The organism is Streptomyces sp. NBC_00076, assembly GCF_045041235.1.
GTDB lineage: Bacteria > Actinomycetota > Actinomycetes > Streptomycetales > Streptomycetaceae > Streptomyces.
In genome coordinates this window covers 6,261,875-6,276,600 of sequence record NZ_CP108242.1, presented here as the reverse complement: position 1 = coordinate 6,276,600, position 14,726 = coordinate 6,261,875, and the positions used below count along the sequence as shown (strand labels likewise).

Sequence of the window (14,726 nt, the reverse complement as noted above, 5' to 3'; positions counted from 1 at the left end):
CTCACGCTCCGGTGGCGACGAGGACGGCGGCGACCACCAGGACGACGGTGCCGGCGAGCAGCGCGCTCACATAGGTCTGCAGATTGCCGGTCTGGGCCCGTCGTACGGCGGTCCCGAGCAGTCGGGGCAGCGCGCCCGCGCCGCGTACGTAGGTCTCGACGACTTCGCGGTCGAGGAACCGGACGAGGGTGGCTCCGGCCTGGACCGGGCGGACGAAGAGGGCCGAGTACACGGCGTCGACGTGGAAGCCGACGGCCGCGTGGCGGTGCAGCGGGCCGAGCAGGAGCCGTGCCGGGTCCGACGGGTCGGGGGCGTGGGCCACGTCTCCGTAGGCGGGCTGGTGGCTGGCGATGGCCTCGGCCTCCACCTGGCCGGCGTCGCCTTCGGGGTGGGCGGCGACCGCACCGAGCGGGACTCGGGTCGCGAGTGCGGTGGTGTGCCGCCAGGCCGAGTAGGTGACCAGGCCGCCGACCAGGGCCACTCCCGTGCCGAGGACCGAGGTGGTGAGGGTGGGGGTGAGGTCACGGCCGTCGAACCAGTCGGGCAGCGTGCGGTAGGCGAGCGCGCCGACGGCGAGGGACGGGGCGGCGAGGACCCACAGCACCACGGTCATGGTGAGGGGCTGCCTGCCGTGGTCGGGGGCCTCGGCGCCGCGGCCGTGGAAGGCGAGCAGCCACAGGCGGGTCGCGTAGGCGGCGGTGAGCAGGGCGGTGAGGAGCCCGGCGACGAGGACGGTCCAGCCGGCGGCGCCGGGGGCCTGCTCGGTGTGGCCGGTGGCCACGTGCTCTGCGGCGCCGAGGACGGACTCCTTGGAGAAGAAGCCGCTGAAGGGCGGGATCGCGGCGAGTGCGAGGAGCGCCACGGTCATCGTCCAGAAGGCGTCGGGGACGCGGTGGCGCAGGTTGCTCATGCGGGACATGGCGGCCAGCGAGTTGGTGCCGGCGGCGTGGATGATCACGCCCGCCGCGAGGAACAGCAGCGCCTTGAAGGCGCCGTGCGCAAGGAGGTGGAAGACGGCGGCTCCGCGGTCGCCGACGGCGAGGGCGCCGGTCATGTAGCCGAGCTGGCCGATCGTCGAGTAGGCGAGGACGCGCTTGATGTCGTCCTGGGCGAGCGCGGCGAGGGCCGAGCCGACCATCGTCACGGCGGCCATGACGGCGAGGACGGCCATCGCGGCTCGGGAGGCCTCGAAGACGGGGAGGAGTCGGGCGACGAAGTAGACACCGGCGGCGACCATCGTCGCGGCGTGGATCAGCGCGGAGACGGGTGTGGGGCCCGCCATCGCGTCGGGGAGCCAGGTGTGCAGCGGGAACTGCGCCGACTTGCCGGCCACACCGGCCAGGAGCAGCAGGGCGATGAGGGTCGGGTGGTCGAGTCCGCCGTGTGCGACGGTGCCGAGGACCTTCGTGATCTGGAAGGAACCGGCGTCGGTGGCGAGGGCGAACAGGCCGATGAGGAAGGGGACGTCACCGAGCTTGGTCACGAGGAACGCCTTGAGGGAGGCGGCGCGGGCCTCCGGGGTCTCCCAGTAGTGGCCGACCAGGAAGTACGAGCAGATGCCCATGATCTCCCAGCCGACCAGCAGCAGCATCAGGTCGCCGGAGTAGACGACGAGCAGCATCGCGGAGGTGAAGAGGGAGACGAGGGCGGCGTACGACGGGTAGCGCGGGTCGTCGTGCAGGTAGCCCGTCGAGTAGATCTGCACGCAGACGGCCACGAAGGCGACCAGGACGGCGACGAGGGCGGCGAAGCCGTCGATGTCGAGGGCGAGTTCGATCGGGACCGAGCCGGTGGGGGTGAGTTCGGTGGCGGCGTCGATGGCCTGGTCGCCGCCCTGGCGTACGGCGACGATCGCGGCGAGACCGAGGGAGGCGAGTACCGGCAGGACGGCGAGCGGGCGGATGAAGCCGGGTGCGGTGCGGCCCAGGAGCAGACCGGCCGCGGCGCCGAGGAACGGAAGGAGGGGGACGAGGACGGCGAGGGTGGTCGTGGTCACGCGGTGGCCTCAGCCTTCTCGGCGGCCGTCCCGGTCGTGGGGGCGTCGCTGTCGGAGCCGTCGGCCGGGTTGCTCTCGTGGCCTTCGGCGGTGTCGCGAAGCTTGTCGATGTCGGCGGTGCCGCGGTTGCGGTGGACGGCGAGGACGATCGCCAGGCCGATGCCGATCTCGGCTGCGGCGATGGCGATGGTGAACAGAGTGAGGGCCTGGCCGGAGTGCAGGGTCTCCTGCGCTGCCCGGCTGAGCCAGACGTCGAAGGCGACGAGGTTGAGGTTGACGGCGTTGAGCATCAGCTCGACCGACATCAGGACCAGGATCGCGTTGCGGCGGGCGAGGACGCCGTACAGGCCGGTGCAGAAGAGGAGAGCGGCGAGGACGGCGGGATAGGCGAGGTGCATCAGCGGGCGCCTTCCTGGGCGGCCTTGCCGGTATCGGCTGGGCTCGCGTCGGCCTTCGCCTTGCGGGACAGGACGATCGCGCCGACGAGGGCGGCGAGGAGGAGGACGGAGAGGGCCTCGAAGGGGAGCACCCAGTTCTGGAAGAGGCTGGCGCCGGTGGCCTCGGTGGAACCGGCGGCGGGTCCGTCCAGGTCGATCCAGGTCGCGCGGAAGGCGTCGACGACGACCCAGACCAGGGCGGCGGCCGCGGCGACGGCCACGGTGAGGGCGGCCCAGCGGTTGCCCGAGTCGGCGTCCGGGGAGCGGCCGATCGGGGCCCTGGTGAGCATCAGGCCGAACAGGAGGAGGACGACGACGGAACCGACGTAGATGAGGACCTGTACCCAGGCGATGAACTCCGCGGTGAGCAGGAGGTACTCGACGGCGAGGCCGCCGAGGGCGACCACCAGCCACAGGGCGGCGTGCACCAGTTGCTTGGTGGTGACCGTGACCAGTGCGGCGCCGAAGGTGACCAGGCCGACCAGGAGGAACGCGATCTCGACGCCGGTCGGGGAGAGGAAGCCGTGGGTTTCGGTGGCAAGGCTCACGACGTCCCCTCCTGTGGCTCGGCCTGCGTGGCCGCAAGCTTCTCGGCGGTCTTGCGGGCGGCGGCGATCTCCTTGGGCTCCTCCGCGCCGGCATCGAGGGCGGGCGGGGCCGGGACGGTCCACATCCACTCGCGGAGCTTCTCGCGTTCGTGGGTGAGGTCGCGGATGTCGGTCTCGGCGTACTCGAACTCCGGGGACCAGAACAGGGCGTCGAAAGGACAGACCTCGATGCAGATACCGCAGTACATGCAGAGGGAGAAGTCGATGGCGAAGCGGTCGAGGACGTTGCGGCTGCGCTCGCGGCCGCCGGGGGCGGCGGGCGGGACCGTCTCCTTGTGGGAGTCGATGTAGATGCACCAGTCCGGGCACTCGCGGGCGCACAGCATGCAGACCGTGCAGTTCTCCTCGAACAGGCCGATGACGCCGCGGGTGCGAGGCGGGAGGTCGGGCTGGGCGTCCGGGTACTGCTCCGTGACGGTCTTCTTCGTCATCGTGCGAAGGGTGACGGCCAGACCCTTGGCGAGGCCTGAGCCGGGGAAGCGGGGCCGGGTGGGCGGGAGAGGCTCGGCCATGGTTACTGGATCACCACCTTGACGATGCCGGTGAGGGCGATCTGAGCGAGGGAGAGGGGGACGAGAAGGGTCCAGGAGAGCTTCTGGAGCTGATCCTCGCGCAGGCGGGGGTAGGTGACGCGGAGCCAGATGACGACGAAGGCGAGGACGGCCGCCTTCAGGAGGGTCCAGACCCAGCCGAGGCCGTCGGCGCCCCAGGGGCCATGCCAGCCACCCAGGAAGAGGACGGTGGTCAGGCCGCACAGGACGACGATTCCGGCGTACTCGGCGAGGAGGAACAGGGCGAAGCGGAGGCCGGTGTACTCGGTGTAGGCACCGAAGATGATCTCCGAGTCGGCGACCGGCATGTCGAAGGGAGGCCGCTGGAGTTCGGCGAGGCCGGCGACGAAGAAGACGATCGCGCCGACGATCTGCCAGGGCAGCCACCACCACTCGAAGGCGTCGAGGATCCCGGGGAGCGACACCGTGCCGGCGGCCATCGCCACCGAGGCGGCGGTGAGCAGCATCGGGAGTTCGTAGGCGAGGAGCTGGGCGGCGGTGCGGAGACCGCCGAGGAGGGAGAACTTGTTGGCGGAGGCCCAGCCGGCCATGAGCGAGCCGAGGACGCCTACGCCCATCACGGCCAGGACGAAGAAGACACCCGCGTCGACGACCTCGCCTACGGCGCCCTCCCCCGGCCCGATGGGGATGGCCAGGAGGACCAGGAGGTACGGGAGGAGGGCCACGGCCGGGGCGAGTTGGAAGATACGGCGGTCCGCGCCCGCGGGGACGATGTCTTCCTTCTGCGCGAACTTCACGCCGTCCGCGACGAGTTGGGCCCAGCCGTGGAAGCCGCCGGCGTACATCGGGCCGAGGCGGCCCTGCATGTGGGCCATCACCTTGTGCTCGGTCTGACCGACGAGCAGAGGGAAGGTGAGGAAGACGACGAAGACGATCAGGAGTCGCAGGGCGACGTCGAGAGCGTCGTTCACGGCGTGCCTCCTGTGGGGTCTTCGGGGGTTTCGGCCTGGGGGGCGGGGGCGGGGTCTTCGGGGTCAGCGGTGTCTTTGGAGTCCGCTGTGTCTTGGGGGTCGGAGGTGCCTTTGGAGTCGGAGGTGCCTTTGGGGGCGGAGGTCATGGGTTCGGGGGCCGAGGGTCCGGGGGCCGAAGGTTCGGGAGCCGAAGGCTCGGGAGCCGAAGGCTCGGGAGCCGAAGGCTCGGCGGGGCCACTCGGTCCGGCAGCCGAAGGCTCGGCGGGGCCACTCGGTTCCGGTTCGTCGAATGTCGGGCGGGCGTGGTGCCAGGGGGCGTCCGAGCTGCGGGAGCCCTGGGGCGGACGGGCAGGCGTCTCCTCCGCCGGGGTCTGCGCGCGCTGCGACGCGGAGCCCTCACCGGCGCTGCGCGCACGTCGGGCCGGGCCGGAGCCGGGGCCTTCGCCCGCACCGGTTCCGGTCCCGCCCTGCTGACTGGCCGAGCCTTCCGATGCCGAGCGCGCTCGACGCGGACGGGCCGGTGCGGCCGGATCGACGGGCGCGCCCGATACACCCGGCGCCCCCGATACACCCCGTGCGCCCGGAGCCCCCGATACACCCGGTGCGCCCGGTGCAGTCGGTGCAGTCGGTGCAGTCGGTGCACTCGGAGCGTCCACAGCCGGCGGCGTCCCTTCCCGGTCCTCCACCGACGACTCCCCCGGCCGGCGCGTCGATCCCTCCGTCTGACTCGCCGAGCCCTCCGACGCCGAACGCGCCCGGCGTACCGGACGCTCGCCGGCCGCACGTACCGGACGCTCGCCCGCCCCGCGAGCCGGCCGCTCCGTCGCGGTGCGTCCCGCTCCCCGGGCCGGGCGGGTCGGGGCCGGTGGGAGTTGGCCCTTCTGCGGGCCCCATTCGTTCGGGTCGGGGACGCCCGGGGGAAGCATCTGGCGGCGTTTGGGGGCGCCGTGTGCCGCGCCCGCCGCCGACTCCCCCGGTTCCTTCGCGCCGGGCCAGGCCTTGGCGACGCGGGCGGCGAGGACGAAGTCCTTGCGGAGGGGGTGGCCTTCGAAGCCCTCGGGAAGCAGGAGGTGGTCGAGGGACGGGTGGCCCTGGAAGTCGACGCCGAACATTTCGTGCGTCTCACGTTCGTGCCAGGCCGCGCCCGCGAACACGTTCACCGCGCTCGGCAGGACCGGGGCCTCGTGCGGGACCGTCGTACGCACAAGAAGTCGTCGTACCGGGGAGAGCGCCACGACATGCGCCGCGACGCGGAAGCCGGCGCCCGGTTCGTCGACCGCGCTCAGCCAGTCGAAGTAGGTGCAGGCCAGCCGGTCGCGGGCCACCTCAAGCGCGGCGAGCCAGGACGCCGGCGGTACGTCGACCGTCAGCACCTCGTACGACTCCTCGGCCGTGGCCTCCGTACCGAACAGGTCCTCGACGGGAGCGGGCAGCCAACCGACCCCGGTCATCGCCCCTCCCCCGAACCCGAATCGGAGCCTGAATCGGAGCCCGAATCGGAATCCCCGCCCGAACCCGTACTCGCACCCGAACCCGAACCCGAACCCGCACCGGCACCCGGCCCGCGCACCAGCCCGCTCGTCAGCGCCGCCGCCGAAGGGCGCCCCGTGTCGGACCCGTACCGCTCTCCCAAGGATTCCCGCGCGATCTTCTCCTGGAGCTTGAGGATCCCCTGGAGCAGCGCCTCGGGGCGGGGCGGGCAGCCGGGGACGTAGACGTCCACCGGAATGATCTGGTCGACGCCCTTGGTGACGGAGTAGGAGTCCCAGTACGGGCCGCCGCAGTTGCTGCACGCGCCGAACGAGATCACGTACTTCGGCTCGGGCATCTGCTCGTACAGCCGCTTCACGGCCGGGGCCATCTTGTCCGTGACCGTGCCGGAGACCACCATCAGGTCGGCCTGGCGCGGGCCGGGCGCGAAGGGGATCACTCCGAGGCGGATGAAGTCGTGGCGGGCCATCGACGCGGCGATGAACTCGATCGCGCAGCACGCGAGGCCGAAGTTGAAGACCCAGAGGGAGTAGCGGCGGCCCCAGTTCAGGACCACCTTCATCGGCTCGGGAGCGAGGCGGGCGAGGGCACCCAGCCGCTTCGGCTCCGGAAGGAGCACCGGCTCCGGAAGCAGAACGGGCTCGGAAGGAGTGGGGGTCACGTCCATGTCAGGACGCCCTTCTTGTATGCGTACAGCAGGCCCACGGCGAGGAAGCCGAGGAAGATGAACATCTCCACGAGGGTGGTCGCGCCGTAGCCGGGCGCGGCGAACACCGTGGCCCAGGGGAACAGGAAGATCGAGTCGACGGCGAAGATGACGTACAGGAAGGCGTACACGTAGTAGCGGACCTGGGTGTGCGCCCAGCCCTCGCCGACAGGGTCGACTCCGCACTCGTACGTCAGGAGCTTCTCGGGCGTGGGGACCACGGGCCGCAGCAGGCGTCCGGCGCCGAAGGCGACCGCGACGAACAGCACGCCGACGACGGCGAGCAGCCCGACGACCGAGTACGACTGGAAGTAGTCCGCCGCGACAGCGGTCGGTTCCCGCACGGTCCGTCCCTCGCTCCCTGTGAACGCTGCTGTTCGACGATCTGTACGCACCGGAGTCTAGGCCCTGCTAAAGAGAGCGTAAGCAGCCCGTCACCGCCTGCGGAAGCCGCAGGTGGTCGGGGGTGGGGTTTTCCCCAGTGCGTCGCGGCGGTCCACCTCATGGCGCGGCGGGCCGGCGCACGGCACGCTGACCCGTATGACCGAACGTCTCCCGGCCTCGAGCCCCTCCGGGGAAGCGGACAACAACCGCCTGCCACCGGCCCGATTCGCCTTCCCCCGGCACACCTGGAAGGAGATCGCCCACCTTCTGGCGAACCTTCCGATGGCGCTGATCGGATTCGTCTACACCGTGACGGTGCTCGCCACCGGAATCGGGCTGACCGTCACGGTGATCGGACTGCCGCTGCTCGCGGTCGCGCTGATGGGCGCCCGTCGGCTGGGCAGGCTGGAGCGGGCGCGGGCCAGGGCGCTGCTCGGGGTGCGGGTGGACGAGCCGAGCCGGCTGCCGTGGGGCAGGCGGGGCGGCGGACTCTTCCAGCGGCTGTGGATGGGGCTGAAGGATCCGGTCGGCTGGCGGACGATGCTGTACGACTTCATCCGGCTGCCCTGGGGCATTTTCACCTTCGCCTTCACCCTGACCTCGCTGTTCGTGCTGTGGCCGGTGCTGCCGCTGATCGCGCGGGGGCTGACCAACGTCGACCGGGCGATGGTGCGCGGTCTGCTGTCGCCCTCCGACGAACTGGAGCGGCGGATCGCCGAGCTGGAGTCCGACCGGGGTGTCGTGGTCGACACGGCCGCGGCGGACATGCGGCGCATCGAGCGCGATCTGCACGACGGCGCGCAGGCCCGGCTGGTCAATCTGGCGATGGGTCTTGGCATGGCCAAGGAGAGGCTGCTGGAGGGGCAGGCCGACGACAAGGTCGTGGCGGCGATGGTCGAGGAGGCGCACGGCGAGGTGAAGCTCGCGCTGCAGGAGCTGCGGGACCTCGCCCGGGGTATCCATCCGGCCGTGCTGACGGACCGCGGTCTGGATGCCGCGCTGTCCTCCGTCGCCTCGCGGTGCACGGTGCCGGTGAAGGTGACGGCGGACCTGGACGCGAGACCGGTCGCGGCCATCGAGGGCATCGCCTACTTCACCGTCTCGGAGCTGCTGCAGAACGTCAGCAAGCACAGCGGGGCGAAGTCGGCGTCGGTGGACGTGTGGCGGTCGGACGACCGGCTGCTGATCCAGGTGTGGGACGACGGCCGCGGCGGCGCGCGCCTCGACGGCGGTACGGGCATGCGCGGCCTCGCCGACCGCCTGGACGCGGTGGACGGCCTCTTCGTCATCGACTCACCCCCGGGCGGTCCGACGGTCGTCACCGCGGAGCTGCCCTGGCGCGACCGCACGGAGGCCTCCGGCGCGGGCGGGGCCGGCGGACAGGGCAGGCACGGCGGCAAGAGGTAGGCACGGCGGCAGGAGGTAGGGAAAACCCCCCTACGGAGACGCCGACGAACTCCATGGTCCACAGGCCCGCGGCACAGCAGAGTGAAGGTACGACGGGACAGCCGCAGGACGAGGAGAAGGACGAGCCGATGGCCACGCACTACGGACAGAGCTACGGGCACGACAGTGAGCTCGGGTTCCCCGAGGGGGTACGACGGCACCGTCTGCCGGCCGGGCTGCGGGCACCGTTCGAGGCGCGCAGCTGGCAAGAACTGACGTATGTGCTGCTGGGCCTGCCGATCGGCATCCTGATGTTCGTGTACGCCGTCACGATGGTCTCGCTGGGTATGGGGCTGCTCGTGACGTTCCTCGGGATTCCGGTGCTGGCGGCGGGGCTGGCGGGCTGCCGGGGTCTCGGGGCGCTGGAGCGGGTCCGCGCGCGGGTGCTGCTCGGACTGGACGTGGCCACCCCGGAGCCGCTGCGGATGAGGAAGCGGGGCGCGCTGGCCTGGATGGGCGCCGTCCTGAAGAGCGGCACCTCGTGGCGGAGCGCGCTGTACGCGCTGCTGTACCTGCCGTGGTCGGTGTTCTCCTTCGCCGTCGCGGTGAGCTTCTTCACGCTCGGCTGGACGCTGATGACGTACCCGCTGTGGTTCTGGCTCTTCCCGCTGTACGGCGGACAGGGCGGGATCCAGCTGTACGGCGACGAGAGCCACCACGTGTACCTCGACAACCCGTTCGAGATCACCGTGACGGCGCTGGTGGGGCTGTTGATCACGCTGGCCACGCCCTGGATCCTGCGGGCGCTGACGATGGTGGACCGGGTGCTGGTGCTCGGCCTGCTCGGGCCGTCGCGGCTGTCGGCGCGGGTGGTGGAGCTGGAGTCGGACCGGGGGGTCGTGGTCGACACGGCCGCCGCGGACATGCGGCGCATCGAGCGGGACCTGCACGACGGGGCGCAGGCCCGGCTGGTGGCGCTGGCGATGGACCTGGGACTGGCGAAGGAGAAGCTGGCGGAGGATCCGCAGGAGGCGGCGCGGATGGTGGGCGACGCGCACGGTGAGGTGAAGACTGCGTTGCAGGAGCTGCGGGACCTCGCCCGGGGCATCCATCCCGCCGTACTGACGGACCGCGGTCTGGATGCCGCGCTGTCGTCCGTCGCCTCACGGTGCACGGTGCCGGTGCAGGTGGAGGTGGACCTGGCGGCGCGGCCCGCCCCGGCGATCGAGGGGATCGCGTACTTCACGGTGTCGGAGCTGCTGCAGAACATCAGCAAGCACGCGCGGGCCACGTGGGCGGCGGTGGACGTGTGGCGGGTGGAGAACCGCCTGATGCTCCAGGTCGTGGACGACGGGGTGGGCGGCGCGGACACCTCCGCCGGTTCGGGGCTGGCCGGGTTGGCCGAGCGGCTGGACGCGGTGGACGGAATCCTGGTGGTGGACTCTCCGGCCGGTGGACCGACACGGATCACCGCGGAACTGCCCTGGCGGGCGGTGTAGCCCCGGTCGCTCTTGGCGCCTCCTGATCTGCTTTTTCCAGGCGGATCAGGGGGCTGGAGCGTGTCCGAGCCGCAGCCCGCCGGCCCACGACCGGCCCCCGACCGGCCCCGCGGAAGCAGGCCCTGCCCCAGAACGGCCCCCGGCTCCCCCAGGTCTCCTCTCCTGCCGCCGAAGTCCGAAGTCGCGCGGCCAGTCTGTCCACAGGCCCGGTGAGGAAGGTCGGATCGCGGGATACTGAGGGCCAAGGGATGGGACGGGGCCGGGTTCGGCCCGATACAGGGGCTCGGGGGCCGAAAATCGTGGAGGACAGGGTGCAGGTGGTCATCGCCGAGGATTCGGTGCTGCTGAGGGAGGGCCTGACCCGGCTGTTGACCGACCGTGGACACGACGTGGTCGCCGGGGTCGGGGACGGCGAGGCGTTGATCAAGACGATCACCGAGCTGGACGCGCAGGGCGAACTGCCGGACGTCGTGGTGGCGGACGTACGGATGCCGCCGACGCACACCGACGAGGGCGTGCGGGCCGCGGTCCAGCTGCGCAAGGCGCATCCGGGGCTCGGGGTGCTCGTGCTGTCGCAGTACGTCGAGGAGCGCTACGCCACCGAACTGCTGGCCGGTTCCAGTCGCGGGGTCGGCTATCTGCTCAAGGACCGGGTGGCCGAGGTCCGTGAGTTCGTGGACGCGGTGGTGCGGGTGGCCGACGGTGGCACGGCCCTCGACCCGGAGGTCGTCGCGCAGTTGCTGGGCCGCTCCCGCAAGCAGGACGTGCTCGCGGGGCTCACCCCGAGAGAGCGCGAGGTACTGGGTCTGATGGCCGAGGGCCGGACCAACTCCGCGATCGCGCGGCAACTGGTGGTGAGCGACGGAGCGGTGGAGAAGCACGTCAGCAACATCTTCCAGAAACTCGGGCTGTCCCAGAGCGACGGGGACCACCGGCGTGTGCTGGCGGTCCTCACCTACCTGAACTCCTGACCCTCCGACGCCGTGTCAGGTGAGCCCGGTCCACGATGCGCCGAACGAGAACCAACGAGAACCGAGGACCGCGAAGGAGCGTCTTCAAGTAAGCGCCTGGGGCGGGTAAATCGTGACAAGTCAGGGTTCTCAATCGTCTCAAAAGCGTGTCCATCATGCGAATGACCCAGGGAAGGCGACCCTTACGGTCGTAGGGTTGATCCTGGGAGGCCAGCGGGACGGCCGCTCCCAGACAGCCGCCTCTAGGGAGGTCCAGTTCAGTGACCAGCCAGGTCAGTAGCCCAGCGGAGCAGGCCGACGGAAGCGTCGTGGGAGAGCAGCGCAAAACGGCGGGCGTGAAGGACGTCCGCCGTCTGGACCGGGTGATCATCCGTTTCGCGGGAGACTCGGGTGACGGCATGCAACTCACCGGCGACCGCTTCACCTCGGAGACGGCGTCCTTCGGCAACGACCTGTCGACGCTCCCGAACTTCCCCGCCGAGATCCGAGCCCCCGCAGGCACCCTGCCCGGCGTCTCGTCCTTCCAGTTGCACTTCGCCGACCACGACATCCTCACCCCGGGCGACGCGCCCAACGTGCTGGTGGCGATGAACCCGGCCGCCCTCAAGGCCAACGTCGGCGACCTGCCACGCGGCGCGGAGATCATCGTCAACACGGACGAGTTCACGAGACGGGCGATGCAGAAAGTGGGGTACGGCAGTTCCCCACTGGAAGACGGTTCCCTCGACGGTTACCACCTCCACCCGGTCCCACTGACCACCCTGACCGTCGAGGCACTCAAGGAATTCGACCTCACCCGCAAAGAGGCCGAGCGCAGCAAGAACATGTTCGCGCTCGGCCTCTTGTCGTGGATGTACCACCGGCCCACCGAGGGCACGGAGAAGTTCCTGACGTCGAAGTTCGCCAAGAAGCCGGAGATCGCGGCCGCCAACATCGCCGCCTTCCGCGCGGGCTGGAACTTCGGTGAGACCACCGAGGACTTCGCTGTCTCCTACGAGATCGCCCCGGCGACCACGGCCTTCCCGGTCGGCACGTACCGGAACATCTCCGGGAACCTGGCTCTGTCGTACGGACTGGTCGCGGCCTCCCGTCAGGCGGACCTGCCGCTGTTCCTGGGCTCGTACCCGATCACCCCGGCCTCGGACATCCTGCACGAGCTCAGCAAGCACAAGAACTTCGGTGTGCGCACCTTCCAGGCCGAGGACGAGATCGCGGGTATCGGTGCCGCACTGGGCGCGGCCTTCGGTGGCTCGCTGGGGGTGACCACGACGAGCGGGCCCGGAGTCGCGCTCAAGAGCGAGACCATCGGCCTCGCCGTCTCCCTCGAACTGCCGCTGCTGGTGATCGACATCCAGCGCGGCGGCCCGTCGACCGGTCTGCCCACCAAGACCGAGCAGGCGGACCTGTTGCAGGCGATGTACGGCCGCAACGGCGAGGCCCCGGTCCCCGTGATCGCCCCGTGCACCCCGGCCGACTGCTTCGACGCCGCCGTGGAGGCGGCGCGCATCGCGTTGACGTACCGCACGCCGGTGATGCTGCTGTCCGACGGCTACCTGGCCAACGGCTCCGAGCCCTGGCGCATCCCGGAGGTGGACGAACTGCCGGACCTGCGGGTGCAGTTCGCGCAGGGACCGAACCACACCCTGGACGACGGCACCGAGACGTTCTGGCCGTACAAGCGCGACCCACAGACTCTCGCCCGCCCGTGGGCCATCCCGGGCACGCCGGGCCTGGAACACCGCATCGGCGGCATCGAGAAGCAGGACGGCACCGGCAACATCTCCTACGACCCCGCGAACCACGACTTCATGGTCCGCACCCGCCAGGCCAAGATCGACGGCATCGACGTGCCGGACATCGAGGTCGACGATCCGCACGGGGCGCGGACCCTGGTTCTGGGCTGGGGCTCGACGTACGGACCGATCACGGCGGCGGTACGGCGGCTGCGGACGGCCGGCGAGTCGATCGCGCAGGCCCATCTGCGCCACCTCAACCCGTTCCCGCGCAACCTGGGCGAGGTGCTGAAGGCGTACGACAGGGTGGTGGTTCCCGAGATGAACCTCGGTCAGCTCGCCACGCTGGTACGGGCGAAGTACCTGGTCGACGCCCGCTCGTACAACCAGGTCAACGGTATGCCGTTCAAGGCGGAGCAGCTCGCCGCGGCACTCAAGGAGGCCATCGATGGCTGAGACGTCCACGGAAGGCACGGGCACGATCGAGGCGCTTTCGCTCGTCCCCAAGGCCGAGGCCCGGCAGTCCATGAAGGACTTCAAGTCCGACCAGGAAGTGCGCTGGTGCCCCGGCTGCGGTGACTACGCGATCCTCGCCGCGGTGCAGGGCTTCATGCCCGAGCTGGGTCTGGCGAAGGAGAACATCGTCTTCGTCTCGGGCATCGGCTGTTCCTCCCGCTTCCCGTACTACATGAACACGTACGGCATGCACTCCATCCACGGCCGCGCGCCCGCGATCGCGACGGGGCTCGCGTCCAGCAGGCGGGACCTGTCCGTGTGGGTGGTGACCGGTGACGGCGACGCGCTGTCCATCGGCGGCAATCACCTCATCCACGCCCTGCGGCGCAACGTGAACCTCAAGATCCTGCTGTTCAACAACCGGATCTACGGTCTGACCAAGGGCCAGTACTCGCCCACCTCCGAGGTCGGCAAGATCACCAAGTCGACGCCGATGGGGTCGCTGGACGCCCCCTTCAACCCGGTGTCCCTCGCCATCGGCGCGGAGGCGTCCTTCGTGGCGCGCACGATCGACTCCGACCGCAAGCACCTGACGGAGGTCCTGCGGCAGGCGGCCGCCCATCAGGGCACCGCGCTGATCGAGATCTACCAGAACTGCAACATCTTCAACGACGGTGCCTTCGAGGCGCTGAAGGACAATCAGCAGGCCGAGGAGGCGGTGATCCGGCTGGAACACGGCCGGCCGATCCGTTTCGGTACAGACGGTTCGCGTGGTGTGGTCCGGGACCCGGCGACCGGTGACCTGAGGGTCGTGCCGGTCACCCCGGACAACGAGTCGGACATCCTGGTCCACGACGCCCACGCCGCCTCCCCCACCACCGCCTTCGCCCTGTCCCGCCTGGCGGACCCGGACACCCTGCACCACACCCCGATCGGGGTGCTGCGGTCCGTGGAACGGCCCGTCTACGACACGCAGATGGCGGATCAGCTGGACGCGGCGATCGAGCAGAACGGCAAGGGGGATCTGGGGGCGCTGCTGGCTGGCGGGGACACCTGGACCGTCGTCGGCTGATCGGGCCGTACGTCATGGGAGGGCCTGGGCGTTGAGCGGCCGGGCCCTCCCTGCGACTGACCACGCGTCAGGAAGTCCGCTCGGCTCAGCTCAGCTTTTCGCGGCTGATGACAAGCTGATGACAAGTCGACGACACAGGGGGCGCACGGATGCACCGCCCGTCGTCACACGTCGGGGATGTCCCTCTTGGCGCGGATCAAGGTCTCGCGGGTGATGACCACGATCCGTTCGTAGTCGGCGCGAGCCGCGTCGGCGGGCAGGTGGGGGTCCAGCGCGGCCGTGGCCTCGGTGCCGATGACGGCGAAGTTGCCGTCACTCAGTTCGAAGAGGTCCGGGCAGGTCTCCGAGGTCTGGCTGCCCCTCAACCTGGGCGGGTCCCCGATGCGACGGACGACGCTGGGGACAGGGAATTCGCGGGGCACTCGGAGCCTCTTTACCACAGGGTGACAGTCCGGTCACGCTATCAAGATCCTCAATGGTCAACCCCGCCTTCGACACTCTTGA

Annotated in this window: 14 protein-coding genes; 5 read left to right on the top strand and 9 right to left on the bottom strand. The window is 70.5% G+C overall.

Annotation, left to right across the window (positions count from 1 at the left end; translation table 11 throughout):
- Window position 1 precedes the first annotated feature (1 nt).
- The 8 genes from OHA64_RS28630 to OHA64_RS28595 are packed head-to-tail and all read right to left on the bottom strand — an operon-like array spanning window position 2 to window position 7,065.
- Window positions 2-1,996 (bottom strand): NADH-quinone oxidoreductase subunit L, encoded by a 1,995-nt coding sequence (locus OHA64_RS28630; RefSeq protein ID WP_405617799.1) that lies wholly within the window; start codon window positions 1,994-1,996, stop codon window positions 2-4.
- Window positions 1,993-2,394: an NADH-quinone oxidoreductase subunit NuoK gene (nuoK, locus tag OHA64_RS28625; RefSeq protein WP_405617797.1), complete on the bottom strand. Its 402-nt coding sequence runs from the start codon at window positions 2,392-2,394 to the stop codon at window positions 1,993-1,995. The genes OHA64_RS28630 and nuoK overlap by 4 nt, the downstream gene beginning before the upstream one ends.
- On the bottom strand, window positions 2,394-2,981 hold the full coding sequence (locus OHA64_RS28620) for an NADH-quinone oxidoreductase subunit J (RefSeq protein WP_405617795.1): 588 nt from the start codon (window positions 2,979-2,981) through the stop codon (window positions 2,394-2,396). Before OHA64_RS28620 ends, nuoK begins: the two co-directional genes overlap by 1 nt.
- Window positions 2,978-3,553: a NuoI/complex I 23 kDa subunit family protein gene (locus tag OHA64_RS28615; RefSeq protein ID WP_405617793.1), complete on the bottom strand. Its 576-nt coding sequence runs from the start codon at window positions 3,551-3,553 to the stop codon at window positions 2,978-2,980. Before OHA64_RS28615 ends, OHA64_RS28620 begins: the two co-directional genes overlap by 4 nt.
- Window positions 3,554-3,555: 2 nt before the next feature.
- Window positions 3,556-4,524 (bottom strand): NADH-quinone oxidoreductase subunit H, encoded by a 969-nt coding sequence (locus OHA64_RS28610; protein WP_405617791.1) that lies wholly within the window; start codon window positions 4,522-4,524, stop codon window positions 3,556-3,558.
- Window positions 4,521-5,975 (bottom strand): NADH-quinone oxidoreductase subunit C, encoded by a 1,455-nt coding sequence (locus tag OHA64_RS28605; protein ID WP_405617789.1) that lies wholly within the window; start codon window positions 5,973-5,975, stop codon window positions 4,521-4,523. Before OHA64_RS28605 ends, OHA64_RS28610 begins: the two co-directional genes overlap by 4 nt.
- A complete protein-coding gene (locus tag OHA64_RS28600; RefSeq protein ID WP_405617786.1) occupies window positions 5,972-6,682 on the bottom strand; it encodes an NADH-quinone oxidoreductase subunit B in 711 nt (236 codons plus the stop codon). Before OHA64_RS28600 ends, OHA64_RS28605 begins: the two co-directional genes overlap by 4 nt.
- Window positions 6,673-7,065, bottom strand: a complete 393-nt coding sequence (locus OHA64_RS28595) for an NADH-quinone oxidoreductase subunit A (RefSeq protein WP_356765892.1) — start codon at window positions 7,063-7,065, stop codon at window positions 6,673-6,675. Before OHA64_RS28595 ends, OHA64_RS28600 begins: the two co-directional genes overlap by 10 nt.
- Before the next feature lie 196 nt (window positions 7,066-7,261).
- Here OHA64_RS28595 and OHA64_RS28590 point away from each other — a divergent pair, with 196 nt between their 5' ends.
- The 5 genes from OHA64_RS28590 (at window position 7,262) to OHA64_RS28570 (ending at window position 14,222) form a co-directional block, all read left to right on the top strand.
- Window positions 7,262-8,512: a sensor histidine kinase gene (locus tag OHA64_RS28590; RefSeq protein WP_405617784.1), complete on the top strand. Its 1,251-nt coding sequence runs from the start codon at window positions 7,262-7,264 to the stop codon at window positions 8,510-8,512.
- A 128-nt stretch (window positions 8,513-8,640) separates the two neighbouring features.
- Window positions 8,641-9,990 (top strand): sensor histidine kinase, encoded by a 1,350-nt coding sequence (locus tag OHA64_RS28585; RefSeq protein WP_405617782.1) that lies wholly within the window; start codon window positions 8,641-8,643, stop codon window positions 9,988-9,990.
- Between the two features lie 311 nt (window positions 9,991-10,301).
- On the top strand, window positions 10,302-10,961 hold the full coding sequence (locus OHA64_RS28580; RefSeq protein WP_405617781.1) for a LuxR C-terminal-related transcriptional regulator: 660 nt from the start codon (window positions 10,302-10,304) through the stop codon (window positions 10,959-10,961).
- 260 nt (window positions 10,962-11,221) lie between these two features.
- Complete coding sequence (locus OHA64_RS28575; protein WP_405617779.1) at window positions 11,222-13,150, top strand: 2-oxoacid:acceptor oxidoreductase subunit alpha; 1,929 nt, start codon at window positions 11,222-11,224, stop codon at window positions 13,148-13,150.
- Window positions 13,143-14,222 (top strand): 2-oxoacid:ferredoxin oxidoreductase subunit beta, encoded by a 1,080-nt coding sequence (locus OHA64_RS28570; RefSeq protein WP_405617777.1) that lies wholly within the window; start codon window positions 13,143-13,145, stop codon window positions 14,220-14,222. The genes OHA64_RS28575 and OHA64_RS28570 overlap by 8 nt, the downstream gene beginning before the upstream one ends.
- Window positions 14,223-14,386: 164 nt before the next feature.
- Here OHA64_RS28570 and OHA64_RS28565 read toward each other — a convergent pair whose 3' ends face one another.
- A complete protein-coding gene (locus OHA64_RS28565) occupies window positions 14,387-14,644 on the bottom strand; it encodes a hypothetical protein (RefSeq protein WP_405617775.1) in 258 nt (85 codons plus the stop codon).
- Window positions 14,645-14,726: the final 82 nt, after the last annotated feature.

What these genes read in the sequence shown, in the direction of transcription:
- OHA64_RS28605 (WP_405617789.1), bottom strand. Translation starts at nt 5,975, where the DNA reads ATGACCGGGGTCGGTTGGCTGCCCGCTCCCGTCGAGGACCTGTTCGGT.
- OHA64_RS28585 (WP_405617782.1), top strand. Translation starts at nt 8,641, where the DNA reads ATGGCCACGCACTACGGACAGAGCTACGGGCACGACAGTGAGCTCGGG.
- nuoK (WP_405617797.1), bottom strand. Translation starts at nt 2,394, where the DNA reads ATGCACCTCGCCTATCCCGCCGTCCTCGCCGCTCTCCTCTTCTGCACC.
- OHA64_RS28615 (WP_405617793.1), bottom strand. Translation starts at nt 3,553, where the DNA reads ATGGCCGAGCCTCTCCCGCCCACCCGGCCCCGCTTCCCCGGCTCAGGC.
- OHA64_RS28590 (WP_405617784.1), top strand. Translation starts at nt 7,262, where the DNA reads ATGACCGAACGTCTCCCGGCCTCGAGCCCCTCCGGGGAAGCGGACAAC.
- OHA64_RS28570 (WP_405617777.1), top strand. Translation starts at nt 13,143, where the DNA reads ATGGCTGAGACGTCCACGGAAGGCACGGGCACGATCGAGGCGCTTTCG.
- OHA64_RS28600 (WP_405617786.1), bottom strand. Translation starts at nt 6,682, where the DNA reads ATGGACGTGACCCCCACTCCTTCCGAGCCCGTTCTGCTTCCGGAGCCG.